The organism is Bradyrhizobium sp. Ken01 (assembly GCF_055807355.1).
Window position 1 is genome coordinate 35,627 of sequence record NZ_JBVVPC010000030.1, and the last position, 25,984, is coordinate 61,610.

23 protein-coding genes are annotated in these 25,984 nt (G+C 64.6%); 17 read left to right on the plus strand and 6 right to left on the minus strand.

Translation table 11 applies throughout. The features are described 5' to 3' along the window. Positions 1-73 precede the first annotated feature (73 nt). From xylB to AC0L3S_RS25795, 7 genes are all read left to right on the plus strand, one after another. A complete protein-coding gene (xylB, locus tag AC0L3S_RS25765; RefSeq protein ID WP_473282091.1) occupies positions 74-1,528 on the plus strand; it encodes a xylulokinase in 1,455 nt (484 codons plus the stop codon). Further along, positions 1,529-2,851 (plus strand): xylose isomerase, encoded by a 1,323-nt coding sequence (gene xylA, locus AC0L3S_RS25770; RefSeq protein WP_473282093.1) that lies wholly within the window; start codon positions 1,529-1,531, stop codon positions 2,849-2,851. 12 nt (positions 2,852-2,863) lie between these two features. Then, a complete protein-coding gene (locus tag AC0L3S_RS25775) occupies positions 2,864-3,622 on the plus strand; it encodes an ATP-binding cassette domain-containing protein (protein ID WP_473282095.1) in 759 nt (252 codons plus the stop codon). Further along, positions 3,622-4,704 (plus strand): ABC transporter permease, encoded by a 1,083-nt coding sequence (locus tag AC0L3S_RS25780; RefSeq protein WP_473265065.1) that lies wholly within the window; start codon positions 3,622-3,624, stop codon positions 4,702-4,704. The genes AC0L3S_RS25775 and AC0L3S_RS25780 overlap by 1 nt, the downstream gene beginning before the upstream one ends. A 94-nt stretch (positions 4,705-4,798) precedes the next feature. Continuing rightward, on the plus strand, positions 4,799-5,731 hold the full coding sequence (locus AC0L3S_RS25785) for a sugar-binding protein (protein ID WP_027514400.1): 933 nt from the start codon (positions 4,799-4,801) through the stop codon (positions 5,729-5,731). A 103-nt stretch (positions 5,732-5,834) separates the two neighbouring features. After that, entirely contained in the window at positions 5,835-6,812 is a 978-nt protein-coding gene (locus AC0L3S_RS25790) for an aldo/keto reductase (RefSeq protein ID WP_473282097.1), read from the plus strand. A gap of 3 nt (positions 6,813-6,815) precedes the next feature. Further along, positions 6,816-7,664 carry an amidohydrolase family protein gene (locus tag AC0L3S_RS25795; protein ID WP_473282099.1) on the plus strand — a complete coding sequence of 283 codons (849 nt, stop codon included), beginning with the start codon at positions 6,816-6,818 and terminating at the stop codon, positions 7,662-7,664. 19 nt (positions 7,665-7,683) lie between these two features. Here the strand turns inward: AC0L3S_RS25795 and AC0L3S_RS25800 are convergent, their stop codons facing one another. Further along, positions 7,684-8,487 carry an ATP-grasp domain-containing protein gene (locus AC0L3S_RS25800; protein WP_473282101.1) on the minus strand — a complete coding sequence of 268 codons (804 nt, stop codon included), beginning with the start codon at positions 8,485-8,487 and terminating at the stop codon, positions 7,684-7,686. A gap of 400 nt (positions 8,488-8,887) precedes the next feature. On the opposite strand from AC0L3S_RS25800, the gene AC0L3S_RS25805 reads away from it, so the two are divergent. From AC0L3S_RS25805 to AC0L3S_RS25815, 3 genes are all read left to right on the plus strand, one after another. Beyond that, the gene (locus tag AC0L3S_RS25805) at positions 8,888-9,661 is read left to right on the plus strand and encodes a ferredoxin--NADP reductase (protein WP_007597827.1); all 774 of its coding nucleotides are present in this window, start codon (positions 8,888-8,890) and stop codon (positions 9,659-9,661) included. A gap of 395 nt (positions 9,662-10,056) precedes the next feature. After that, positions 10,057-11,679, plus strand: a complete 1,623-nt coding sequence (locus AC0L3S_RS25810) for an FMN-binding glutamate synthase family protein (protein WP_473282164.1) — start codon at positions 10,057-10,059, stop codon at positions 11,677-11,679. Between the two features lie 101 nt (positions 11,680-11,780). Further along, the gene (locus AC0L3S_RS25815) at positions 11,781-12,023 is read left to right on the plus strand and encodes a PilZ domain-containing protein (RefSeq protein WP_473265070.1); all 243 of its coding nucleotides are present in this window, start codon (positions 11,781-11,783) and stop codon (positions 12,021-12,023) included. A 213-nt stretch (positions 12,024-12,236) separates the two neighbouring features. Here the strand turns inward: AC0L3S_RS25815 and AC0L3S_RS25820 are convergent, their stop codons facing one another. Further along, on the minus strand, positions 12,237-13,532 hold the full coding sequence (locus AC0L3S_RS25820) for a hemolysin family protein (protein WP_007604938.1): 1,296 nt from the start codon (positions 13,530-13,532) through the stop codon (positions 12,237-12,239). A 241-nt stretch (positions 13,533-13,773) separates the two neighbouring features. Between AC0L3S_RS25820 and AC0L3S_RS25825 the strand changes: the two genes are divergently transcribed. Both AC0L3S_RS25825 and AC0L3S_RS25830 read left to right on the plus strand, forming a co-directional pair. Further along, positions 13,774-15,849, plus strand: coding sequence for a methyl-accepting chemotaxis protein (locus AC0L3S_RS25825; RefSeq protein WP_473282103.1), 2,076 nt, complete (start codon positions 13,774-13,776; stop codon positions 15,847-15,849). A gap of 117 nt (positions 15,850-15,966) precedes the next feature. After that, positions 15,967-16,698, plus strand: a complete 732-nt coding sequence (locus AC0L3S_RS25830) for a sulfite exporter TauE/SafE family protein (RefSeq protein ID WP_473282105.1) — start codon at positions 15,967-15,969, stop codon at positions 16,696-16,698. Positions 16,699-16,705: 7 nt separating this feature from the next. Here AC0L3S_RS25830 and AC0L3S_RS25835 read toward each other — a convergent pair whose 3' ends face one another. The 4 genes from AC0L3S_RS25835 to AC0L3S_RS25850 form a co-directional block, all read right to left on the minus strand. Beyond that, positions 16,706-18,676 (minus strand): carbohydrate porin, encoded by a 1,971-nt coding sequence (locus AC0L3S_RS25835; RefSeq protein ID WP_473282166.1) that lies wholly within the window; start codon positions 18,674-18,676, stop codon positions 16,706-16,708. Positions 18,677-19,062: 386 nt separating this feature from the next. Then, positions 19,063-20,028 carry a DUF1194 domain-containing protein gene (locus AC0L3S_RS25840; RefSeq protein ID WP_473282107.1) on the minus strand — a complete coding sequence of 322 codons (966 nt, stop codon included), beginning with the start codon at positions 20,026-20,028 and terminating at the stop codon, positions 19,063-19,065. 211 nt (positions 20,029-20,239) lie between these two features. Next, positions 20,240-20,503, minus strand: coding sequence for a hypothetical protein (locus AC0L3S_RS25845; RefSeq protein WP_473282109.1), 264 nt, complete (start codon positions 20,501-20,503; stop codon positions 20,240-20,242). A 139-nt stretch (positions 20,504-20,642) separates the two neighbouring features. Further along, positions 20,643-21,449: a creatininase family protein gene (locus AC0L3S_RS25850; RefSeq protein ID WP_473282111.1), complete on the minus strand. Its 807-nt coding sequence runs from the start codon at positions 21,447-21,449 to the stop codon at positions 20,643-20,645. A 138-nt stretch (positions 21,450-21,587) separates the two neighbouring features. On the opposite strand from AC0L3S_RS25850, the gene AC0L3S_RS25855 reads away from it, so the two are divergent. Genes AC0L3S_RS25855 through AC0L3S_RS25875 form a run of 5 tightly spaced genes read left to right on the plus strand, consistent with a single transcriptional unit; the run spans position 21,588 to position 25,947 of the window. Continuing rightward, positions 21,588-22,610, plus strand: coding sequence for an ABC transporter substrate-binding protein (locus AC0L3S_RS25855; RefSeq protein ID WP_473282113.1), 1,023 nt, complete (start codon positions 21,588-21,590; stop codon positions 22,608-22,610). Between the two features lie 10 nt (positions 22,611-22,620). Continuing rightward, positions 22,621-23,451, plus strand: coding sequence for an ABC transporter ATP-binding protein (locus AC0L3S_RS25860; RefSeq protein ID WP_473282115.1), 831 nt, complete (start codon positions 22,621-22,623; stop codon positions 23,449-23,451). Beyond that, positions 23,448-24,266, plus strand: a complete 819-nt coding sequence (locus tag AC0L3S_RS25865; protein ID WP_473265078.1) for an ABC transporter permease — start codon at positions 23,448-23,450, stop codon at positions 24,264-24,266. Before AC0L3S_RS25860 ends, AC0L3S_RS25865 begins: the two co-directional genes overlap by 4 nt. Then, positions 24,266-25,255 (plus strand): 2-hydroxyacid dehydrogenase, encoded by a 990-nt coding sequence (locus AC0L3S_RS25870; protein WP_473282117.1) that lies wholly within the window; start codon positions 24,266-24,268, stop codon positions 25,253-25,255. Before AC0L3S_RS25865 ends, AC0L3S_RS25870 begins: the two co-directional genes overlap by 1 nt. After that, positions 25,255-25,947, plus strand: a complete 693-nt coding sequence (locus AC0L3S_RS25875; RefSeq protein WP_473282119.1) for an AprI/Inh family metalloprotease inhibitor — start codon at positions 25,255-25,257, stop codon at positions 25,945-25,947. Before AC0L3S_RS25870 ends, AC0L3S_RS25875 begins: the two co-directional genes overlap by 1 nt. Positions 25,948-25,984: the final 37 nt, after the last annotated feature.

Here is a 25,984-nt window from a genome sequence, read left to right on the forward strand (position 1 = left end):
GGATTCAAAACGACCCGTTGCGGATAAGGCGACCTTGAGTTCGCGCACCGCAACAGGCGAAAGGGAGGACGGCGTGTATCTCGGAATCGACATCGGCACATCAGGTGTGAAAGCGGTGCTCGTGAGCGAAGCCGGCGCGGTTGTCGCGACGGCGGCGCGCGAGCTTGCGCTGTCGCATCCCGCGCCGCTGTGGTCCGAGCAGGATCCCGATGCCTGGGTCGATGCGGCGGTCGGCGCGGTCGACGATCTGGCCGCCCGCCATCCGCGCGAGGTCGCACGGGTGCGCGGCATCGGGCTATCCGGCCAGATGCATGGCGCGACGCTGCTGGACGAGGACGGAGCGCCGCTGCGTCCCGCGATCCTCTGGAACGACGGCCGCTCGCATGCCGAATGCGTCGCGCTGGAGCGGCGCTGCCCGTCGCTGCACACGATCGCCGGCAATCTGGCCATGCCCGGCTTCACCGCGCCGAAGCTGCTCTGGGTCGCCAGGCACGAGCCGAAAATCTTCGCGCGGGTCGCAAAGGTGCTGCTGCCGAAGGCCTATGTCCGCTATCGCCTGACCGGCGAGATGATCGAGGACATGTCGGACGCGGCCGGCACGCTGTGGCTCGACGTCGGTCTGCGCCGCTGGTCGCCCCTGCTGCTGCACGCCACCGGGCTCGATCTCCATCACATGCCACGCCTGGTCGAGGGCAGCGACGTCAGCGCGACGCTTGCGCCGGATTACGCGCAACGCTGGGGCATGGCAAAGAATGTCGTGATCGCCGGCGGCGCCGGCGACAATGCCGCGAGCGCGATCGGGCTCGGCGCCATCGCGCCGGGCGATGCCTTCCTGTCGCTTGGCACATCCGGCGTGGTGTTCCGTGTCACGGATCGGTTTGCACCGGCGCCGGCCTCGGCGGTCCATGCGTTCTGTCACGCACTGCCCGGCCGCTGGCATCAGATGGGCGTGATGCTGTCGGCTGCGGCTTCGCTGGCCTGGCTCGCGGGCGTGATGGAGGTTCCGGCCGCAGCGCTGCTGGCGCCGCTCGGCGAGCGCGTCGATGGACCGAGCCCGGTCAAATTCCTGCCTTATCTCGACGGCGAGCGCACGCCGCACAACGATGCCGCAGCCAGCGGTGCCTTCGTCGGCCTGCGCGGTGCGACCGGCCGCTCCCAGATCGTTCAGGCCGTGCTCGAAGGCGTCGCCTTCGCCGCGCGCGACAATCTGGCGGCACTGAGCACGGCCGGCGGACCGCTTGCCGAGGTTGATCTCGTCGGCGGCGGCTCGCGCTCGCCGCTGTGGGCGCAGATCTGCGCCGATGTGCTCGGCATTCCCGTCCACCGCGTCGAGGAGGGCGAGGTCGGTGCGGCGCTCGGCGCCGCCAGGCTCGGCCGGCTCGCCGCCACCGGCGAAGGCGCGGCTGCGGTTTGCACTCGTCCGCGCCGGCTCGCGAGCTTCACGCCTCGCGCATCGGTCGCTGCCGCCTATGACGAGGCCTATCGCCGCTGGCGCGAGCTTTATCCTGCTTTGAAGGAGTGTGCCTGAGTGAACGCGTCTGTGAAATTCTTCGATACAACAGTGCCTGTCGCCTTCGCCGGCGGGGATGCGGGAAACACGCCCGCGTTCCGCTGGTATGACAAGGACCGCCTCGTCCATGGCCGCAGGATGGAAGAGCATTTGCGTTTTGCGGTCTGCTATTGGCACTCGTTGTGCTGGCCCGGCGGCGATCCCTTTGGCGGCGAGACGTTCCTGCGGCCCTGGCACCACGGCACTGATGCGATGGTGCAGGCGCGCGCCAAGGCCGACGTCGCCTTCGAGCTGTTTCGTCTGCTCGACGTGCCCTTCTTCACCTTCCACGACGTCGATGCGGCGCCGGAAGGCAACTCGCTTGGCGAATCTGTCGCCAACCTCAATGCCATCGCCGATCTGTTCGAAGCGAAGATGGCCTCGAGCAAAGTGCGCCTGCTCTGGGGTACCGCCAATCTGTTCACGCACCGCCGCTACATGGCGGGCGCGGCCACCAATCCAGACCCCGAGATATTCACCTATGCCGCCGGCCAGGTCCGCGCCGCGCTGGAGGTGACGCACCGTCTCGGCGGCCAGAACTACGTGCTGTGGGGCGGGCGCGAGGGCTACGAGACGCTGCTCAACACTGATCTCGAGCGCGAGCTCGACCAGCTCGGCCGCTTCGTCTCGCTGGTCGTCGAGCACAAGCACAAGATCGGCTTCAAGGGGCCGATTCTGATCGAGCCGAAGCCGAAGGAGCCGACCAAGCATCAATATGATTTCGACGTCGCCACTTGCTACGGCTTCCTCGCGCGTTACGACCTGCTGAAGGACGTCAAGCTCAACATCGAGCAGAACCACGCCATCCTCGCCGGCCACTCCTTCCATCACGAGGTCGCGCTCGCGGAGGCGCTGGGTGTGTTCGGCTCGCTCGACATCAACCGCGGCGACGATCTGCTCGGCTGGGACACTGACCAATTCGCGATGAACGTGCCCGAGCTTGCCCTGGTGTTCCACGAACTCCTGAGCCGCGGCGGCTTCAGCTCCGGCGGGCTGAATTTCGACGCCAAGATCCGCCGCCAGTCGATCGATCCCGACGATCTGATCCATGCCCATGTCGGCTCGATGGATGCCTGCGCGCGGGCGTTGCTCGCCGCCGCGGACATGCTCGACGCGGGCGTGCTCACTGCGCCGCTCGCGAAACGCTACGAGGGATGGGCCGGGCCCGAGGGCCGCGCCATTCTCGGCGGCCAGCGCTCGCTCGCCGAACTTGCCGACCGCGCGCACGGCCCGGGCTTTGACCCGCAGCCGCGCTCGGGCCGGCAGGAATATCTGGAATCCCTCGTCAACCGCTACGTCTGAGGAAGGCCGCTGATGACAAATGCACAAGCGACACCGGTCCTCGAATTGACCGGCATCGGCAAGGAGTTCGGCGCGATCCGCGCGCTGCATGAAGTCGACATGCAAGTCCTCCCCGGCGAGGTCGTCGGCCTGATGGGCGACAACGGCGCGGGCAAGTCGACGCTGGTCAAGATCATCGCCGGCAATTTCCGCCCCAGCCACGGCGAAATCCGTTTCGCCGGCAGCGCGGTTCATTTCAACCGGCCCGTCGATGCCCGCGGCGTCGGCATCGAGGTGGTCTATCAGGACCTTGCGCTCGCCGACAATCTCACCGCGGCAGCCAACGTCTTTCTCGGCCGCGAGCTGAAGCGCAGGATCGGGCCGTTCGCGTTGCTAGACCACAAGGCGATGGCTGCGCGTGCGCTGGAGCTGTTCGGCGAGCTGCGCTCGGAGACGCGCCCCGACGACCTCGTCAATAAGATGTCGGGCGGCCAGCGCCAGGCGGTTGCGATCGCGCGGACGCGGCTCTCCAACGCGAAGCTGGTCATGATGGACGAGCCCACGGCCGCGATCTCGGTCCGTCAGGTCGAGCAGGTGCTCGGCCTGATCCACCGGCTGAAGGAGCAGGGCGTTGCCGTGATGCTGATCTCGCATCGCATGCCCGACGTGTTCGCGGTGTGCGATCGCGTCATCGTCATGCGCCGCGGCGAAAAGCGGGCCGACAAGCCCATCCACCAGACCTCCCCCGAGGAAGTCACCGCCCTGATCACCGGCGCGAAGGAGGCGGCGTGATGGCCATGCCCATGGAATCCCCGATCACCTTCTCGAATGTCGGCAAGATCAGATGGTGGCAGCGCGGCATCTTCGCGTCCCAGACCGGCTATGTCCTGCTCGCGCTGGCAGTGCTGCTGGTGGTCATGCATTTCGCCAGCCCGTACTTCTTCACCGAAGGCAACATGCAGAACGTGGCGAAGAATTTCTCCTTCATCGCCATTGCGACGCTCGGCGTCACCTTCGTGATCATCACCGGCGGCATCGATCTGTCGGTGGGCTCGATGATGTGCTTCTCCGCCATGGTCACCTCGATGGTGATGACCGAGCTCTCGGCGCCCGGCTCGGCCGCGGGCTCCCTGTTGGTGCACATGGCGGCCGACGGCAAGACGGTGCTCGCCAATGTCCCCGGCCTGATCCTGGTGGTCTCGCTCCTCGCCGGTCTCGGCGTCGCGCTGCTCGCCGGCCTCGTCAACGGCTTCTGCATCGCGGTGCTCGGGCTGTCGCCGTTCGTCACCACGCTCGGCATGCTCTCGATCGTGCGCGGGCTCGGCTATGTCGTCTCCAACGGACGCGGCAGCTTTCCGGGTGGGCCGGATGCCGATTATTTCTACGCGCTCACATCGGGCGACGTGCTCGGCGTGCCCGTGCCATTCATTTATCTGATCGTCCTCGCGCTGGCGATGGCCGTGGTGCTGCACCACAGCTCGTTCGGCCGTCACGTGTTCGCGCTCGGCGGCAACGAGAAGGCGGCCGAACTCACCGGCATCCCGGTCGTGCGGGTGAAGATCGAGGTCTATGTGATCTGCGCGCTCGCCGCAGGCCTCCAGGGCATCATCATCTCGGGCTGGCTTGGGTCGGCGCCGGCCAACATGGCGACGTCCTACGAGCTCAACGTGATCGCCGCGGCCGTCATCGGTGGCGCCAATCTCGCCGGCGGCATCGGTGGTCCGCTCGGCGCCATCGTCGGCTGCGTGCTGCTCGAGGTGATCCGCAACGGCCTCGTGCTCGCCCAGGTCAGCTCCTACTGGCAGCAGACGCTGGTGGGCGTGATCATCATCCTGGCCGTATTGGTCGACCGCATCCGCTCGCGGATGATCTGAAACGAAATCGTTCCGGGACGGCAACGAAAATGCCGCCTGTCCGCTTCCCGGACGATCTCAAGAGGACAGGCGCCAAAGAAGGGTGGAGGAGACGATGAGGAAATATCTTCTTGCCGGCATCGCCGTCGCGATGATGGCTACGCCGGCGTTTGCCGCAAACTACCGGTTCGTGATCGTGCCCAAGGCGATGAACAATCCGTTCTTCGACTTCGCGCGCGACGGCTGCCTGAAGCGCGCCAAGGAGCTCGGCAATATCGAGTGCATCTACAAGGGACCGGTCGAGCACGAGCCGGCGACGCAGGCCCAGATCATCCAGGATTTCGTCACCCAGAAGGTCGACGGCCTCGCCATTTCGGTTGCCGACGTCGCGGCGATGACCAAGTCGATCGACGCGGCGACCGCGGCCGGCATCCCCGTCATCACCTTCGACGCCGATGCGCCCGGCGCCAAGCGCATCGCCTATATCGGCACCAACAACAAGGAGTTCGGCGTCGCCCTCGGCAAGCAGCTCCTGAAGCTGCGGCCCGACGGCGGCAAATACGCCATGGTCTCGGGTGGTCCCGGCGCCAAGAACCTCGCCGAACGCGTCGACGGCGTCCGCGAGGCGTTGAAGGGCTCAAAATGGACCGAGGTCGCGGGCTCTCCGACGTTCTGCAACGACGATCCCGCGTTGGCGGTTCAGCAGATGACTGACATGCGCACCGCGACGCCCGATCTCGCCGCGATCGTTCCCATCGGCGGCTGGCCGATGTTCGCCCCCGAAGGCTTCAAGGCCTTCGCGTCCAGATACAAGAAGGATATCGACTCCGGCAAGTTCACGCTTGTCGTCGCCGATACGCTGAAGATGCAGCTCGAGCTGTTGCGCGATGGCTATGCCAATGCGCTGGTTGGCCAGCGTCCGTTCGAGATGGGCGAGAAGGCCATGGACACGCTGCTCGCCATCAAGAAGGGCGAGAAGGTGCCGGAGATCGTTTATACCGGCCTCGATCTCGTGACCAAGGACAACGTTGCGCAGATGTTGAAGTAGGAGCGTCGCCAGCCCCGCGCTCCTGCGTGCCTCTCCCGCTTGCGCTTGTCGCAAGCGGGAGAGATGATTTTGGTTGTCGGGGAAGACTGTTGAGGCAATGGGAATGAAAAGGTCGCGGCTCGGCTCTCTCGATGTCACCTCACTCGGCCTCGGTTCCGCCCCGCTCGGCGGATTGTTCACCCCCGTCAGCGATGCCGATGCGGAAGCGACGATCGCCCGCGCCTGGTCGCTCGGAATCCGCTTCTTCGACACCGCGCCGCTCTACGGCTTTGGCCTCGCGGAGCGACGCTTGGGCGCATTCCTGCGGCAACAGCCCCGTGACTCCTACGCCATCTCGACCAAGGTCGGCCGCCTGCTGCGTGCGCCCGATGGCGTTGCCGCCGAGGACGAGCATTACAAGGGTACCCCGCGCGAGCGGCCGGTGTTCGATTTCAGTTATGACGGCGTGATGCGATCGGTGGAGGAAAGCCTGGCGCGGCTTGGGCTCGATCGCGTCGATGTCCTGCTCGTGCATGATCCCGACGATCACTACGACGACGCCGTCGCCGGCGCCTTCCGCGCGCTCCAGCGCCTGCGCACGGAGGGAACCGTCAAGGCGATCGGTGCCGGCATGAACCAGTCGGACATGCTGGTCCGGTTCGCAGCGGCCGTTCCGGTCGACTGCTTCCTGCTCGCCGGCCGCTACACGCTGCTCGACCAGGGCGCGCTGAATGCGCTATTCCCGGTCTGCGCCGCGAAGAACATCGGCATCCTGCTCGGCGGCATCTACAACAGCGGCATCCTGGCCAATCCGCACACGGGCGCGAAGTTCAACTACCAGGACGCCGATGCGGCCCTCGTCGCCCGTGCGCTGGCGCTCGACGAGCTCTGCCGCAAGCACGGCACCGAGCTAAAAGCCGCCGCGCTGCAGTTCTGCATGGCCCATCCGGCGGTCACGGTCGCCGTGATGGGCGCGCGCAACGCCGCGGAAGTTGCCGACAACATCGCGATGTCGGAGATGGCGGTGCCGGCGGCGTTCTGGCAGGAGCTGCGTGCGCGAAAACTCGTCGATGCCCGGGCGCCATTGCCGGGCGGAGCGTAAGGCATGATCGTCGACGGCCACCAGCATTTCTGGGATCCCGCGCGCGCCGACTATCCCTGGATGGACGCGCCCGAGCTCACGCCGATCCGGCGTGCCTTCGGTCCGGCCGATCTCGAGCCGCTTTTGAGCGCGAATGGCATCGACGCGAGCATCCTGGTGCAGTGCCGCTCCGCCCTGGCGGAGACCGAGGAATTCTTGGCGACCGCGCATGCGACGCAATCGGTGATCGGCGTCATCGGCTGGGCCGATCTGACCGATGCTGAACTTGGCGAGACGCTGGACCGGCTGCGTGCTTCGCCCGGCGGCGACAAGCTGGTCGGCATCCGCCACCAGGTCCATGACGAGGCCGACCCGGATTGGTTGTTGCGCGAGGACGTTCAGCGCGGCCTCACGGCCGTGTTCGCGCACGATCTCGCCTACGATTTCCTGGTCCGCACCCGCGAGCTGCCGGCCGCGATCGCAACCGCACAAGCGTTCCCGCAGGCGCGCTTCGTGCTCGACCACGCAGCCAAGCCGCCGATCGCCGATGGCGGAAGCAACGAATGGTCCAATGGAATCGCGGCACTCGCGGCCTGCGGCAATGTCTGGTGCAAGGTCTCGGGGCTGGCGACGGAAGCGGTGTGGAACGACTGGAATGCGGAGCGCCTGTTTCCGTTCGTCGCGCACGCCGCGACATGCTTTGGCGAAGATCGCCTGATCTTCGGCTCGGACTGGCCGGTATGTTTGCTCGCGGGGAGCTATGGTGAGATCAAGGGCGCGCTGGAAGCGTGCCTGATGAAGCTCGGGCTGCAGGTGCGGGAGAAGGCGTTTGGCGTGAATGCCAAGGCTGCGTATCGGCTGGCGGTTGGTTGAACCCGCCAGCGCGTGTCGCTCAGTGTTCTCCCCCAAACACCCGATCCAGCGCCGCATCGTACGTCGTCTGCACCAGCTCCGGATGCAACTTCGCCAGCGTCTCCATCATCACGCCGGAATTGATCTCGAGCACACGCCAGACACCGTCGACGTGCACGAGATCGATGGAGGCGAAGGTGATGCCGATGGCATTGGCGGCGTCGATGGCGAGCTTTGCGCAGGCTGCGCGTAGATCGCCGTCCCGCATCAGCACGGGCTTTGCGCCCGCATCGAGATTGTGCCGCCAATCCGAGCCACGCTGCTTGCTGTAGACGACGAGCGGCACATCATCGAGCAGGACCACGCGTACTTCGTCCTCGATCACGACATAGGGCGAGATCACGAGACCGGCGCTCATCGAAAAGGCCTCGCCAACCGCGTGATCGAGCTCCGTTTCCGTCGTGACGTTGAAGACCGATCGTCCCGACGTCCCCTCGTTCGGCTTCACCACCACGCCTTGCGGATTGTCGTGAAGCAGCGCCAGCATTGCCTCTCGCCAGGCGACGCCGACAACCTTCTCGCCCAACTTCGGATTGAGGAACAGGCGATGGGGAATGCAGGGCACGCCCTCGAGCGCCAGCACCTCGGCGGTGGCCGATTTGTCGTTGGCCAGGCGGTGCGCGATGGCGCTGTTGAGGCCGATGTCGTAGCCGAACGCGAAGCGGCGCTGCTCGCCCCGGCGCATCGCGAGCAGCCAGCCATCGGCGCGGACATCGAGCGCGATGCCATGAGTTGCGCAATAGCGCTTGATCGCCTGCACGAAGATTCGTTCGCCGCTCGCCATGTGTCTCAGTCGCCAGTTCCGGTCGCCGTTACCAGTCGCTTTTGGCGCCAAAAGCCGCACAAATGCGGGAAACAGCGCCAAACCCGAGGAAATCAGAGCTATTCTTAATGAAATTCTCGCGAGCACCACGGAAATTAAGTGCTGTATTCGAGCCCCGGACGGAAAAGAAATTGCCCGCCGCATGCGCCGGACAGCAGATCCATTAATGATGTGACCATTTCCGCCGCAAATGCCGGTTTGACCGGCATCAATTGCATCCGGAACGAGGTTGATTATTGGTCTCAATGGCGTAGATCACACTCGCGAAATCCTCCGCCATGGCAATGGTGTCCGCTCCGCCTTTCAGGGGCCGGGCAACGCTTTTGCCCTAAAACCGCAATTATTCGGAATATCGAAAATCATGAGCGCGTTTTACCGAGAGAAGGTTCTTTCCGTCCAGCACTGGACCGACACCCTGTTCAGCTTTCGCGCCACCCGCGATTCCGGCTTCCGCTTCCAGAACGGCCAGTTCGCGATGATCGGCCTCGAGGTTGAGGGCCGCCCGCTGCTCCGCGCCTACAGCATGGCGAGCGCCAACCACGAGGAAGAGCTCGAGTTCTTCTCGATCAAGGTTCAGGACGGCCCGCTGACGTCGCGTTTGCAGAAGATCAAGGAAGGCGACACCATCCTGGTCGGCCGCAAGGCGACCGGCACGCTGATCACCGACAATCTCATTCCCGGCAAGCGACTGATGCTGCTCTCGACCGGCACGGGCCTGGCGCCCTTCGCCAGCCTGATCAAGGACCCCGAGGTTTACGACCAGTTCGACAGCATCGTGCTGGTGCATGGCTGCCGTCAGGTCTCCGAGCTCGCCTATGGCGAGAAGCTCGTCGCCGGTCTTCGCGAGGACGAACTGTTCGGCGAGTTGCTCGCGGACAAGCTCATCTACTACCCGACCGTGACCCGCGAGCCGTTCAAGAACCGCGGCCGCATCACCGACCTCATCAGCTCCGAGCAGATCTTCAACGACATCGGCCAGGGTCCACTCGACATCGCGACCGACCGCATCATGATGTGCGGCAGCCCGGCGATGCTCGAAGAGCTGAAACTGATGTTCGAGGGCCGCGACTTCGTCGAGGGCTCCGGCAACAAGCCCGGCCATTTCGTGATCGAAAAGGCGTTCGTCGAGCGGTAGGCCCTCTCGTGTCGTCCTGGCAAAAGCCAGGACCCATACCCGCCGAATGAAGTTTGGCGAAGGCTGGTCGTTGTCAGTCTTCGAATCCGCCACGCTTAGGGGTCATCGCTTTCGCCAGGACGACGGCTGTGGGTAAAGCGTTTTGACCGGTTAGTGCCCCGGGCCTCCCCACCAGCCTCTGCTGCACCGCAAAAGCCCGCCCATCGGGCTGATTGATTTGTCCCCGCCGAATTCGCTAGCGTGAAACAACCGCCACGTCATATCCGTATGACAGGCGCGGGCGTATCGTACCGCCTCATGCTGGCGAGAGGATGGGAATCGTGGCCGACGAGAATAAGACGCAGGAATCCCCCAACTTATCGCCCAAACGGCTGCCGCTGGCGGAAGAGGGGATCATGGAGACCCTGCTGCTGCCATTCTCCCCACGGTTCATCGTCCTGACGATCTGCGCGGTGGTCACCGCGCTGCTGATCGGCATCGGCATCGCCGACCGCAAGATTTTCGACATCCTGCTGATCCCGATCCTGATCTTCGGCGCGCTGACGGCTCTTGGCGTTCGCGACCTCATGCAGAAAGGCCATGCCGTTCTGCGCAACTACCCGATCTCGGCGCATATCCGTTTCTTGCTCGAAGAGATACGGCCGGAGATGCGGCAGTACTTCTTCGAGAGCGAGAAGGACGGCATGCCGTTCTCGCGCGACATCCGTGCGGTGGTCTATCAGCGCGCCAAGATGCAGCTCGACAAGCGTCCGTTCGGCACCCAGGAGGACGTCTACCGCCAGGGTTATGAGTGGATGCATCACTCGGTCTCGCCGAAGACGCATGCCGAGGAGAAATTCCGCGTCACCATTGGCGGGCCGGATTGCGCCAAGCCGTATTCGGCTTCGGTGTTCAACATCTCCGCGATGAGTTTTGGCGCGCTCAGCCCGAACGCCGTGCGCGCGCTGAATGCCGGCGCCAAGAAGGGCGGCTTCGCGCACGACACCGGCGAGGGCGGCTTCAGCCCCTATCACGCGGAGATGGGTGGCGACATCATCTGGGAGATCGGTTCGGGCTATTTCGGCTGCCGTCATCTCGACGGCACCTTCGATCCCGAAGCCTTCGCGCGCGTCGCGCGCCAGGACCAGATCAAGATGGTCGAGCTCAAGATCAGCCAGGGCGCCAAGCCCGGTCATGGCGGCGTGCTGCCGGCGGCGAAAGTCTCGGAGGAGATTTCCAAGATCCGCGGGGTCGCCATGGGCGAGGATTGCATCTCGCCGGCCTCGCATCGCGCCTTCTCGACGCCTGTTGGCATGATGCAGTTCATCGGCGAGATGCGAAAGCTCTCCGGCGGCAAGCCGACCGGCTTCAAACTGTGCATCGGCCATCCCTGGGAATTCTTGGCAATCTGCAAGGCGATGATAGAGACCGGCATCTATCCCGACTTCATCGTCGTCGACGGCAACGAGGGCGGCACCGGCGCCGCGCCACTGGAGTTCATGGACCATCTCGGCATGCCGATGCGCGAAGGCGTCAACTTCGTCCACAACGCGCTGATCGGTATCAACGCACGCGACCGCATCAAGATCGGCGCTTCCGGCAAGATCGCCACCGCCTTCGACATGGCGCGCGCCATGTCGATCGGCGCGGACTACTGCAATTCTGCGCGCGGCTTCATGTTCTCGCTGGGCTGCATCCAGTCGCTGAGCTGCCACACCGACCGCTGCCCGACCGGCGTCGCGACCCAGGACCCGACGCGGGCGCGCGCGCTCTATGTGCCGCTCAAGATCGACCGTGTTCACAATTATCACCTTGCGACGCTGCATTCGCTGACCGAGCTGATCGCCGCGGCCGGTCTCGAACATCCGCAGCAGCTGCGCCCGATCCATTTCTCCCAGCGCACCTCGACGACGGACGTGAGATCCTTCGCGCAGCTTTATCCGTCGCTGCGCCCGGGCGAACTGCTCGAAGGCACCGAAGACCCGCGCTTCCGCGATGCCTGGCGGATGGCGCGGACGGAGACGTTCCAGCCGCTGTAGGCGCCGGTGCACTTGCAAGGCCGCAGGCCCCCACGCGCAAAAGGCATCGCGACGAGGGCTGCGTTTAACGTTTGGTTCAACTTTGGGTGTAGATTGTTCCGATGGACGAGCGGCGCGACAAGGCAAGGCATCGCGTGCTGAAGGCCGGAACGATCGAGTTCGGCGGCGGCGGCGCGATCGACTGCACGGTCCGCAACCTGTCCGATACCGGCGCCGCGCTCGACGTCAGCAGTCCCGTCGGCATCCCCGACCATTTCAGCCTGTTCGTCCAGGCCGACGGAACACATCTCGCCTGCATCGTGATCTGGCGCAAGGAAAAGCGGATCGGGGTGAGGTTCGGGTGAGGGTCTAGAGTTTGGCGCAAGCTCTAACCACAAACTCCGCCGTCGTCCCGGACAAGCGCCAGCGCAGATCCGGGACCCATACCGCGTGATCTGTCGATCATGCGCAGACAGCAGTACCGAGCAACTACCGCGTTCGCCAAACTCAATCCTGTGGCTATGGGTCCCGGATCTGCGCTCCGCTTCGCTGCGCTTGTCCGGGACGACGAGAGTGGCTCACCCCGTCTCTACTTCGCTCCGCCGGCTCGCGAGTATCTTGTCGATCCTCCGTCCGTCGAGATCGACCACCTCGATGTGCCAGTCGCCGAAGTCGAAGGCGTCGCCGACATCAGGCAGCACGTTGAATTGTTGCAGCACGAGGCCGGCGACTGTGTTGTAGCGGTGCGGCGGCAGTTCGATGCCGAGCAGCTCGCCGAATTCGTCGACCGGCATCCAGCCCGAGACCAGCAGCGAATCGTCCGCGCGCTTGACGTAGGCCGGTTCCGGCGGGCCTTCCTCGGAATGGAAGGCGCCGACGATGGATTCCAGAATGTCAGCCGTCGTCACGATGCCTTCGAAGGCGCCGTATTCGTCGTAGACGAGGCCGACATGCACCGGCGCAGCCTTCAGGATCGCCAGCACGTCGCGGGCATCGGCAGACGCCGGAATGCCGGGCGCCTCGCGAACCAGCACGCGCAAATCCGGCGTGCGCTCGTTCATGAAGGCGACCAGCAGGTCCTTGGCCTGGAGCACGCCGATCGGCTTGTCGCGGTCGCCGTCGGAGACGGGAAAGCGCGAATGCGGACTCTTGGCGATGGTCGCTTGAATGCTCTCCGGCGTATCGTTCAGGTCGATCTCGTTGACCTCCGTGCGCGGCGTCATGATCGCGCCGACCGGCCGGTCGCCGAGCCGCATCACGCCCGCGATCATTTCCTTTTCACCCGACTCGAGCACGCCCGCGCTTTCGGCTTCGCTGACGAGATGATGGATTTCGTCTTCCGAGACCTTCTCTTCAGATTTGCCGCCATGGCCGAGCAGGGTGAGGATCAACTTGCCGGAGAGATCGAGCAGGAAGACCAGCGGCAGCGAGACCTTCGCAAGCACGTGCATCGCGGGTGCAACCCTGACCGCGATGCTCTCGGGATCGCGCAGCGCCACCTGCTTGGGCACCAGTTCGCCGACGATCAGGGTGGCGTAGGTGATGAGCGTGACGACCAGGCCCACTCCGACGATGTCGGCAATCCCTGCGGACAGGCCGAGCTCGAGCAGCCATTGCGTCAGCCGCTGTCCGAGCGTCGCGCCCGAGAACGCGCCGGAGAGGACGCCGACCAGCGTGATCCCGATCTGCACCGTCGAGAGGAATTTGCCCGGATCGGCCGCGAGCGTCAGTGCCCGCTCGGCGCCGCGGACCCCCTTGGCGGCGAGCATCGACAGCCGGGCCGGGCGTGACGAGACCACGGCCAGCTCGGACATGGACAGCAAGCCGTTGATGACGATCAGGACGACGACGATGGCGAGTTCGGCGGAGAGCATTGATGTTCCGAGGTAAGGGAGTGTGGCGCGGATGGCGGCACCGGCCTTGATATAGGTATTCGGGGGAGAAATGCCGACGATTCTGTCGCATCCGGCATCGCCAGGGAACTTCGGCGACACCGTCCGGAAGGCACTCGAAGCCCAATACCCCGCGGAACTACGGGCATGCCGTTGCTTAACGGGCTCTTAGCGGCAACCGGCTAAGTTTTCGGCATTTGCAGGAATGTATTCGGGGGATCAGATGCGGATCGGGAAGCTCTTTGCGCTGTCGATGCTGACGGTGACGGTGTTTGCAGTCGTCCTTGGCGCCGAGGTGCTGATACCCCAGGCGCGTATCTTCGCGAACCGCTCCGACGCGATCAAGACGGTCGACGCCTTTGGTGCGACCCTGACGGTCAGTCAGCACATTGCCAGCCTTCGTGCCCCCTACATCTCCCCGATTTTCCAGGAGAACGCTGCGACGCAGGTCCAGATCGAAGCCGCCGCGAAGGCTGCGAAGGCGGCCGATGCCGCATTCGAGGGGGCAAGGCGCGCCATCATGGTGCTGGATGATTCCGGAGCGATGATCGAAAACCTGGACCGTACCGCGCGGCGGCTCAAGGATATCACCACGGCGGCAGATCGCGCGATGAGCGTTCCGCTGGCGACACGCGACAGCGCTGCGATCAAGGGCTTCCTGCCGGGCGTTGCCGAGGTCATCGGCAATATCGAGCCGATCATGAACCGGCTCGAAGCGAAGGTTATCAATGCCGATTCTTCGCTTGCGGCGCTGTTGGGCCTGGCGCGAACGGCGCAGGATCTGCGCGTCTCGGCCGGCAGTCGCGCCGCCTCGCTGTCGCCGGCGCTGAGCGCGCGCCGACCGCTCACGGCGACCGAATTCTCGCTGATGGATCGGATGCAGGGACGCGTCGAGGCCGACCGCGAACGCATCGAGGCCGGTATCGACCAGCTCGGAAGTCCGCCCCGCATCGCCACCGCGCTCAAGGCGGCGACGGATTCTTATTTCGGGAAGGCAGCGCTCGTCGTGGACAAGGAGATGCCTGCGGCACGAGCTGACGGCAAGTACGGCATCAATGCCGAAGAGCTGGCCAACGTCATCGTACCCGCCATCCAGATGTTCTACGGGGTGCGCGATGCCGCCCTGGCCGAAGCGGCCGAGCGCGCCTCGGCCGCGCGCGACGGCGCGCTGGCGATGCTCGCGCTCGCGGGCGTGGCGGTGCTGGCGCTGCTGGGGACACTCGGTGGCGTGACCATGATGCTGCGCCGGCGCGTTGTGACGCCGCTGAGCCGGCTCGCGGACGTGATCGCAACGCTTGCCGCCGGACAGCACGAGGTCGAGATTCCCGTGACCGGCCGCAACGACGAGATCAGCCAGGTGGCGGGCTCGCTCCAGCACTTCAAGGACTCGCTCTCCGCCAAGAAGGCCGCCGACGAGGCCGCCGCGGTCGAAGCCGAGGCAAAACTCCGGCGCAGCCAGCGCATGGACCAGATCGCGCGCGATTTCGAAGCGTTGATCGGCGACGTCATCAACACGGTGTCGTCGGCATCGTCGGAGCTGGAAGTGTCGGCGGGAACGCTGACGAGCACCGCCGATCAATCGGAAAAGGTCACCGCGACGGTGGCGGCCGCCTCCGAGCAGGCCTCCACCAACGTGCAGACCGTTGCCGCGGCCGCGGAGGAAATGGCGTCTTCGGTCGACGAGATCGGCCGGCAGGTTCAGGACTCCGCGCGGGTGGCCAGCGAAGCGGTGCAGCAGGCAGCGCGTACCAACGACTATGTCGGCGAGCTCGCCAAGGCTGCGGGCCGGATCGGCGACGTGGTCGAGCTCATCAGTCAGATCGCGGGCCAGACCAATCTTCTGGCGCTCAATGCCACGATCGAGGCGGCGCGCGCCGGCGAGGCCGGGCGCGGCTTTGCCGTGGTCGCGTCCGAGGTCAAGGCGCTGGCCGAGCAGACCGCCAAGGCCACCGGCGAGATCAGCCAGCAGATCACGGGAATCCAGAGCGCGACGGAGGATTCCGTCGGCGCCATCAAGTCGATCAGCGACACCATCACCCGGATGTCCGAGATCGCATCGGCGATCGCCTCCGCGGTCGAGGAGCAGGGCGCGGCGACGCGGGAGATTTCCCGCAACGTGCAGCAGGCGGCCCGCGGCACCCAGCAGGTCTCCGCCAGCATCGTCGACGTGCAGCGCGGCGCGAGCCAGACCGGATCGGCCTCCTCCACCGTGCTCGCGTCGGCGAAGTCGCTGTCCGGCGAGAGCAGCCGCCTCAAGGTCGAGGTCGGGAAATTCCTGGACGCGATCCGGGCTGCATAACAAGGTTATTGTGGAGGGAAGCGGCTTCACCTAGGCTTGCACCGCCGGGGATGTCGCAGCCTCCCCGTGAAATGGTGATCCCACGCAAGCGCTGCTCGCTGATGTTTGGAGCGAGCAATGGACGGGATCACGATCGAACTACCGCTTTTCCTGTTGGCCACCTTCGCCGGCGCGTTCGTCGCCGGCCTCTCCGGCTTTGCCTTCGGCCTCGTCGCGGCGTCGCTGTGGCTTTACGTGCTGACGCCGCTTCAGAGCGCCAGCCTGATCGTCGGCTTCGGCCTCCTGGTGCAGGGCTACTCGGTCTGGAAGCTGCGCAGCGCGCTCGACTGGCGCCGACTGTGGCCCTTCATGATCGGTGCCGTCGTGGGCGTGCCGGTCGGCGTGTCACTCCTGACTTCGGCCGATCCCAAGAGCGTCCGCATCGCAGTTGGAGCGATCCTGATCGTCTACAGCCTCTATGCGTTCTTCAGGCCAAAACTCAAGGTCGCGACCATCGTGGCGCCGTCCGCCGACATGACCATTGGTTTCGTCAACGGCCTGCTCGGCGGGCTGACTGGCCTTGCCGGCATCATCGTCACCATCTGGTGCAATCTGCGCGGCCTGCCCAGGGAGGTCCAGCGCGCCACGTTCCAGCCCGTCGCAGTCGTCGTGTTCGCCACGGCGGCACTCTTCCTGGGTGCCAAGAGAGCGCTGACGTTCGAGACCGCAAAGCTGTTCGCGCTCGGCCTGCCGTTTCTCTTCGCGGGAACGTGGCTCGGGCTGAAACTGTTCGGCCGCATCGATGAGGCCACGTTCCGCAAGATCGTGCTCGCGCTGCTGTTGGTCTCGGGCGTCGCGCTGCTGTTCTGAGCCGCGCTCAGAACTCGCCGTGCAGCCGTCCCGAGAATACCGACACCGGGCCGCGATCAGCGTTGTAGGCAGGGTTGACGATCAGCTGGTAGTCGGCGGTGAGGGTGAGACTCTTGTTCAGCGCGTAGGCGTAATAGGTTTCGAGGATCCGCTCGCGGCGATAGTTGAGCGCGCCATCGCCGATGAGAACACCGAGGCCGCCGGCGGCCAGGAAGTCGCGATAATCCTGCGAGATGGCATTGATGGCGCCACCGACGCCGACCACGTCATCGGGCCGGCCCCATTTCGTGCCCTTGATCGAAAGACCACCGGACAGGCTGCGGTGAATGTCGGTGAAGGCCAGCGTCTCGGTCTTGCCGTCATTCCAGCTCCAACGCCCGAACAGCCCGACATCCTCGGTGATCGCCTGCTCGAGGTTGAGCACGTAGCCATACTTCAGACGGCCGCGCCGGGTCTGCGCAATGTCGAGGTTGAGCGCGGGATTGTCCAGCGTCTCGCGGAAGCTGCCCATATTGGCGCTGTCGAGCCAGCCTATGGTCCTGAGCTTGCCGGGCTGGCCGAGCAGCGAGAAGCGCGTTTCGAGCTCGAGCACGTACTGGCCGCGCTCGCCGACCCTGGTGTCGAAATGATTCGAATTGGACTCGGCGACCATCAGGAAGTAGCCGCCGCGCAACGCCCACTGCTTCTGGTTCAGCTCGGCGGTGACGCCGTAGGTGAGGCCAACCTTGTCGGCGGAATAGTCGAAGGCGCCTGGCGCCCACAGGGACCAGTTCATGAAGTCCTTGCGGGTGTCCTTGGCGTAGGCGTTGCCATCGAACACGTCGATCACCGGGAATTTGCCGGCCTGCACCGTGAGCCTGGAAACATCCACCTTCTGCCCGAGCTGCAACTGGCCGCTCGCGAGCTCTTCCTGCTCGCCGCCAAAGCCGAACGTCTGACGCACGAACAGGCGCGAGGTGTTGTAATGCGGATAGGGAAAGTTCGACTTCTGCGCTTCGCCATTCGGGAAGCCGGCGGCACCGACGGTGTCGTTCAGTCCAAATCCCTGCAGCAGTTCGGGATTGTAATAGACCTCACCTCCGTCCCACAGCTTTGCGTTCAGGAACAGGCTGTTGCTCCAGGTCGCCTTGGCCTGCCTTGATGGCGAGAGCGAATTCGGGCCGGTGTAGAGGGCGGGGAACGACGGATAGCCTTGCGGCAGATACGTGCTCTGTCCGTGGATCTCCCAGCGGTCCGATTCCGTGTCGATCAGCGAGCTCTTCGGGTTGTAGCTCGGCATGCCCGGCCAATCGACCTTGCGGTTGAGGCCGAGCCGGACCGACTGGAAGTCGAGCGATGACGAATTGTACTGAGCGCCGGTGGAGAAGGCGACATTGGCGCCGTCGAAGCGGCTGTAGAGATATTCGACCCGTGCGCTCCAATGCGGTGCGAAACCGTATTCGATGCCGCCACCCGCGATCCAGCCGGGCCGCGTGTTCAGGGTTTTCGGGACTGCTTCCCCTCCGGCCGGCGTGTCGAAATAGCGCTCACCCATCCAAGCAAAGCCGCCGGTGGCATAGACCAGCCATGGGCCACTGGTGTAGCCGACGCGGCCGCGCAGGCTGGCGGTGTAGTCCCATTGCTGCGTGACGGTGTTGGCGGGTGTCGCCAGGAAAGAAACGATCGAGTTGGAGGTGATGTAGTTCGGAAACGAAAAATCGCCTTCGACGCCGAGGAGCCAACCGGAATTGAGCCGGTAATTGTAGCCGGCCTGCACGCCGCCGATCATGCCGCTGAAGACGCCGCTGTCGTTGATCCCGGTGCCGTCGTTCAGCGCGAAGCGCGACGAGCCGAGGCTGTAGCCGGCGTGCGCACCGATGTAGAGGCCGGTCCAGTCATAGACGGCCTTCAGCGCAGGTGCCTTCAGCGGCAGATCGGCCGCGCGGCTGGTGGCGGGCAAAGCCAAGACGCCCGTGGCAATCGCCGCGGCCGTCCGCAAATACCTGTAACGGTGACCCCTCAACGTCAAAACGCACGCCCCCAACGCGAATGTATCCACTCGCCGCACTATCCCTGCCGATTCGCGGCGACCCTGTCATCAGGCTTAGGCGCTCCGCGATCGGACCAGATGATCTCGATTCGGCGCGACTTCTTCCCAAGCCCCTGAGCCCGTTGCGAACCTTATTGCGATTAATTCGCAATAGCAACTGATGCGGATTGCCGCAGAGGAGGGTTCCCACGGCTGTGTGACGCGGCTGCAACATCGTTTGATGGGGCGGGGAAATCTGAGCCTGGCAGGGGGGCTGGCTCCTTGTTGGAGACCTATCCAGGACAGGGCAAATGCGAGAAGCCGGAAAGGTCGACGGTCGGCTAACGATCAGGCAGCTAGCAGCCGCGGCAGATGCCCTTGATCTTCTTGCTGAGCATCGCGTCATCCTTGCTCACTTGCTTGTCGACCGAGGAGGCATCCTTGATGGGCGGACTGCTCGTATCCTTGCTTGCCGGAACGATCGTATTCCACCGCTGCTGCCAAAGCTTCTCGCCGATCGTGCAGAGAACCCGCGGCTCCTTGTCGACAGACGGGGCAGTCGATCGCCTCGGAGTGAGGCCTGCGACCTCGAGCGCCAGCTTGGTCCGGATCGCCTCGTTGAAATTCTCGCGATCGGTGATCGGCACGACAAAAGAGCCTGGTCCGCCGATGACGCAATCCTCGTAGTACCAGTCGATGTGCTCGATATGGCTGATATCGGTCGTTCCGTTCGGCGTCGCATTGATCAAGACCGGCAGGCCGGTGATGACGATGCCCTGCTGCAACGCTGCGTCGCGCGCTGTGGCGACTGGATCGCCCACGTTGTTGGGACCGTCGCCCGAAATGTCGATGATCTGGCGCGAGCCACGGTATGGGTTCTGCTCGAACAGCGGCATGGCGAACTTGATCGCGCTCGAAATCGACGTGCGCGACCCGCGGAGGATTGGTGCCTTCATCAGTTCGTCTGCGAAAGCGTTGGCCGCTTCCGGTCCGTCGATCTGTCGCCAGGGGACGACTATCTTCTGGTCGTTCGTGGCTGACCATTCGAAATAGCTCAGCGCGATCTTGCCAATCGGGCCGCCCCGCAACGCCTGAAGAAATTCCCGCGAGACGATGGCTTTGGAAAAGCCGTCGCGTTGAGCTGCCAGGTCTTCCATTTCCATCGAGTAGGAAATATCGACCGCGATGACGAGTTCGACGTCCACGGCGGGCCGGCTGTCGCCCGGAGGCACTCCATGCGCCTGCGGCGCCGTCTCGGAAGATGCTTGCGTCGATGTCAGGATCGCAATCAGGATCGATCCAACCAAGACCCGCCAATTCACGCTCGCCCTCCAGCTACCCATTTACAGTCTGACACGCCAAACGTGCAATCGGAAGGGCAGTCTGGGCCAAGCCGTAGCAGAGCGGTCCTGGCGCTAAAACGGTTGACCCCGCCCGGGGGGACATCCGGGCGGGGTCGGGGGCACGACACGGGGTGGATGAGGCGCCCGTGTCGGACGCAGATCCACGTGAGATCGGCCTCAGGGCCTCAAATCAGAAGCAGGTGCGAACGCGGCCGACGTACTGGCCGAAGGCGTTGTACTGGGCGGTCCAGCCGCAGCGGTGATAGCCGTTGTAATAGGGGTCGTTGCTGGCGGCGATCGCGGAGCCGACGACGGCGGCGGTGGCGATGCCCAGGCCGACGCCGACGCCCCAGCCGAGCGGCTTGGCTTGCGCCTGCGAGGTGGTGGCGACGACGCTGCCAGTCAGGGTGAGCGCGGTGAGGGCAACTGCGAAAATCTTGGTCTTGATCGACATGTGAAACTCCATCCGGGTTGAGGCGGTCCGTTGTGGCCCGCGTACCGAGTTGGACGGAGGCTCCGCGCGTCCGGTTCGAAACCGGCAAAACCGGAGCTCGAGTCTGGCTCTTTCCCGAATGTTTCCAGGAGGATAGGCGCTAGCCGAGAGGGCCTTTGGCGAGCCTCTTCACGTCGAAGTTATCAACCTCGGCAAGCAGCTCGCAAAAAGCGCGGGCGCCCTGGTCGATCAGCCGCTCGCCTTTCGCGGCGACGGCCAGCGTCGCATTGCCGATAGCGCCACTTGGGTTGAGATCCTGCGCCTGCCAGGCGAACGGTGCGGGTCGCTGCGTCGACAGCCAGCGATATTGCTGCTCCATCGCGATGCTGCTCGCGGGAAAATCCGCGATCGCATCAACGCGCACCTGATCGGGATAGCGGGCCAGCATGATTGAGGTCTCGACTGCACCGCCGTGGATGCCGTGCCGTACTTCGTCGGCCGGGAACAGCTGGTCCGCGCCCGACAGCCGCGACCACGACGTGGTCACCACGAACAGCTTCTGATGCGCGCGAAGATCTTGCGCGATCAGCATCATGGCCGCGCTGTTGCCGCCATGGCTGGTGATGATGACGAGCTTCTTCAATCCGCGCCGCGCGACCTCTTCGCCAATCGCGGTCCATTTTTTCAACGCGACTTCAGTCGGCAGCGTCTGCGTGCCCGGATAGTCGATATGCTCGGTGGAAATCCCGATCGGTTCAACGGGCAGGAAAGTGGCCGGAGCGCTCTCGGGCAGCAGCTCGCGCACCCGCGCGAGATAGGCGTCCGCGATCAGCGCGTCGGTCTCCAGCGGCAGATGCGGGCCGTGCTGCTCGGTCGCCGCCAGCGGCAGCACCGCGATCCAGCGCGAAACCTCGGCGGGGCTGGCGTCGGCCCAGCGGATCTCGGTCCAGTCGCGGGAAGGCGTCATCAAGGTTTCTTTGCCCGAATTTGTCACGTATTTTGGGTTATCAGGGGACGCGGGCCAGGCCGGCTCGCGTCCCTGAATGTCTTGCGGTTTTATCGCGTTGCTTGGACATCGGCCAGCAGCGATCGACGGAGTCCCATCATGAGCCCCTCTTATCTGCGGCGAGCCTTAACGGCGGGCCTGATGGCCGCTTTCGTCTCGGTCGTTCCGGCGCGCGCCGAGACCCTGGACAAGGTCATGTTCGGCACCAATTGGGTCGCCGAGGCCGAGCATGGCGGCTTTTTCCAGGCGGTCGCAGACGGCACCTACAAGAAATATGGGCTGGACGTCACCATCGTCCCCGGCGGGCCCAACGAGAACAACCGGATGCTGTTGATCGCCGGCAAGATCGATTTCTTCATGGCAGCGAACACGCTGATGTCGTTCGACGCGGTCGCCAATAACGTCCCGGTCGTCACGATCGCCGCGGTGTTCCAGAAGGATCCGCAGGTGATGCTGACGCAGCCCGATGCCAAGGTCACCAAGATCGAGGACCTCAAGCCGCTGACGCTGTTCGTCTCCAAGGAGGGCATGACCAGCTATTTCCAGTGGCTGAAATCCGAATACGGTTTCAGCGAGAAGAACGTTCGCCCCTATAATTTCAATCCGCAGCCCTTCATCGCCAATCCCAAGAGTGCGATGCAGGGTTACGTCACCTCCGAGCCCTTCGCGGTCGAGAAGGCCGCCGGCTTCAAGCCCAACGTGTTGCTGCTTGCCGATTACGGCTTCAACACCTATTCGACCCTGATCGAGAGCCGCCGCGACGTGGTCGAGAAGAAGCCTGACCTGGTGCAGCGCTTTGTCGATGCCTCCATGGTCGGCTGGTACAATTACATCTACCGCGACAATTCTGCGGGCAACGCCATGATCAAGAAGCTCAATCCGGAGATGACCGACGAGCTGCTCGCCTATTCCGTCGCCAAGATGAAGGAATACGGCATCGTCGATTCCGGCGATTCGCTGAAGAACGGTATCGGCGCGATGAGCGATGAGCGCTACACCTCCTTCTTCAACAAGATGGTGAAGGCGGGCGTCGTGAAGGCGGACCTCGATTTCCGCAAATCCTATACGCTGCGCTTCGTCAACAAGGGCGTCGGCGCCGAGCTGCGCCCGAGCAAGCCGTAGCGCAAGGCCGATGTCATCAATCCAAACGTCGGCGGGGGCCGAGGCCGGCCTGACGGCCCTGGCTGTCAGCCTGCGCGGCGTGACGAAGACCTATGACAACGGCGTGCTGGCGCTCGGCCCGCTCGATCTTGCGGTGCGCAAGGGCGAGTTCGTTTCGTTGCTGGGCCCGTCAGGTTGCGGCAAATCCACCGCGCTGCGGCTGATCGCGGAGCTCAGCGCGCCGTCATCCGGAATCGTGAGGCTGGCGCGTCGGGAGAATAAGGCGCAGCCAGGTCTTGTTCAGCCAGGTCACGGCATCGGCTTCGTGTTTCAGGAGCCGACCCTGATGCCCTGGACCAGCGTGCGCGAAAACGTGCGACTGCCGCTGAAGCTCGCAGGCGTTCCGAAGGCGGAAGCGCGCGCGCGTGCCGACGAGGCGTTGGCCAGCGTGGGGCTTGGCGATTTCGCCGAGGCTTTCCCCCGCGAGCTCTCCGGCGGCATGAAGATGCGGGTGTCGCTGGCGCGCGCGCTCGTCACCGACCCTGACATCCTCCTGATGGATGAGCCGTTCGCGGCGCTCGACGAAATCACGCGCTTCCGCCTCAACGACGATTTGCTCGCGCTGTGGCGCAGGCTCGGCAAGACCGTCATCTTCGTCACGCATTCGGTGTTCGAATCCGTCTATCTGTCGCAGCGCGTGGTGGTCATGACGGCGCGGCCGGGTCGCATCCAGGCCGACTTCCGCATCGAGACGGTCGAGCCGCGCGGCCAGGAGTTTCGCACTTCAGTCGCCTATTCCGATTATTGCCGGAAAGTGTCGGCGGCGCTGGCGCCGTCCTATGCAGGGCAGTCGACGCTATGAACGCGCAAGCTTCCGTCACTGCGAAGCCGTCCGGCGCGCAACGCGCGGTGCGCTTCGTGCTGCCCGTCATCGTGTTCGCGGCGGGCCTGCTCGCCTGGGAGCTCGTGGTCCGCATCAAGGACATCCCGCCTTACGTGCTGCCGGCGCCCTCCGTCATATTCGTGACACTGATCAAGGATTGGGCGGTGCTGTCACAGTCGCTCGCCGCGACCCTGCTGACCACGCTTGAAGGTTTTGTCGCGGCCAGCATCGGCGGCATCGCGCTGGCGTTGCTGTTCAATCAGTCCAAATGGGTGGAAGCATCGCTATTCCCCTATGCCGTGGTGCTTCAGGTCACGCCGGTCATCGCGATCGCGCCGCTGCTGCTGATCTATCTGGAGCAGCAGACCGCGGTCGTGGTCTGCGCCTTCATCGTCGCCTTTTTCCCGGTGCTGTCGAACACCACGCTCGGACTCAATTCGGTCGACCGCAACCTCGCTGGCCTGTTCCAGCTCTATGGCGCCTCGCCGCAGCAGACCCTGCGCTTTCTCAAGCTGCCGGCGGCGCTGCCTTATATTCTCGGCGGCCTCCGCATTGCCGGCGGCCTGTCGCTGATCGGCGCGGTCGTGGCCGAGATCGCGGCGGGAACGGCCGGCGCCGGCTCCGGGCTCGCCTACAGGATCGCGGAATCCGGCTACCGCTTGAACATACCCCGCATGTTCGCAGCGCTGCTGCTGTTGTCGCTGGCCGGGATTGTCATCTATGGGGTGCTGGCGCTAGTTTCCCACCTCGTTTTACGGCGCTGGCACGAGAGCGCGCTTGGAAAGGACAACTGATGACCACCGATTCGATTTCGTCCGAAAAGATCGACCTTCTGATTTATGGGCCGGTCCGGCCGATCCTCGAGAACGGGTTTTCCGATCATTTCGTCGTGCACAAGGCCGAGACGCGGGGCGATCTCGAGCGGCTGACGCCGGCAATCCGCGAAAAGATCCGCGGCGTGGCGGTGACCTATCACACCGTGCGCGCCGACAGGGATTCGCTGTCGCAATTGCCCAAGATCGAGATGGTGGCGAGCTTCGGCGTCGGCTACGACCACGTCGACGCCAAATACGCCGCCGAGCACAACATCATCGTCACCAACACGCCAGACGTGCTGACCGAGGAGGTCGCCGACGTCGCAATGGGCCTTCTGATCTCCACGGTGCGTGAGTTCATCAAGGCCGATCGTTATGTGCGCTCCGGTCTCTGGCAGACCCAGAACTATCCGCTCAGCGTCGGCTCGCTGCGCGATCGCAAGGTCGGGATCGTCGGCATGGGCAGGATCGGACAGGCGATCGCGCGCCGGCTCGATGCCTCGCTGGTGCCGGTAGTCTATCACACCCGCAATCCGTCCAAGGACGTCTCCTACAAGCACTACCCCGACCTGATCGAGATGGCGAAGGCGGTGGACACGCTGATGGTGATCGTGCCCGGTGGCGCCTCGACCAACAAGATGATCAACGCCGAGGTGCTGAAGGCGCTCGGCCCGCGCGGTGTGCTGGTCAACGTCGCGCGCGGCTCGGTGATCGACGAACCGGCGCTGGTCCAGGCGCTCAAGTCGGGCACCATCCTCGCGGCCGGCCTCGACGTGTTCGCGGCCGAGCCGAACGTGCCGGACGAGCTCAAGGCCATGCAGAACGTCGTGCTGCTGCCGCATATCGGCTCGGCCTCGGTGGTGACGCGCAACGCGATGGATCAGCTCGTGGTCGACAATCTCAAGTCCTGGTTCGCCGGCAAGGCGCCGTTGACGCCGGTTGCGGAAACGCCTTTCAAGGGGCGCTGATGAGAGTTCTTCGGGTCGTTGCATTCGCCGTCGCGGCCTCCTTGGCCGCGATCGGCATTGCGCAGGCGCAGGATACGACGACCCTGAAGAAGGAGATGCCCGGGCAGTGGGAGCTCTCGACCACCGAGCGCAGCAAGACCTGCGTCGTCACGCTCAAGGCCGACACTGCCGCTCAAGGCTTCAAGCTCGAGCTGGAGCCGGCCTGCAAGGCCGCGCTGCCCTTCACCAAGGACATCGTCGCCTGGAGCGTCAGGGGTCTCGACATCGTCCGCTTGCAGGATTCGAGCGGTGAAGCCGTGATCGACTTCACCGAGGTCGAGGCCGGCATCTTCGAGGGCCTGCGGCAGGGCGAGGGCGTCTACATCCTGCAAGACCTCGCCGCCGCCCGCTCGATGGCGAAGTCGATGGACCAGATGATCGGCGACTGGTCGATCGTGCGCGGCAACGGCCAGCCGGTCTGCGGGCTGACGCTGACCAACACGGAAGCCGGACCGGACAATTTCCAGGTCTTCCTCAAGCCGAAATGCGACGCGGCCATCGCGCAGTTCAACCCGACGCAATGGCGGCTCGAGCGCGGCCAGATCATCCTGCTGTCGAAGGCCGGCGAGGCCTGGCAGTTCGAGGCCGACGACAACGCGCAATGGCGCCGCGTCCCTGATACCGCTGATCCCCTGATCATGCTGCGGCAGTAGGCGCCGCGAAACGCGACCTCATCCTGAGGGCCCGCCA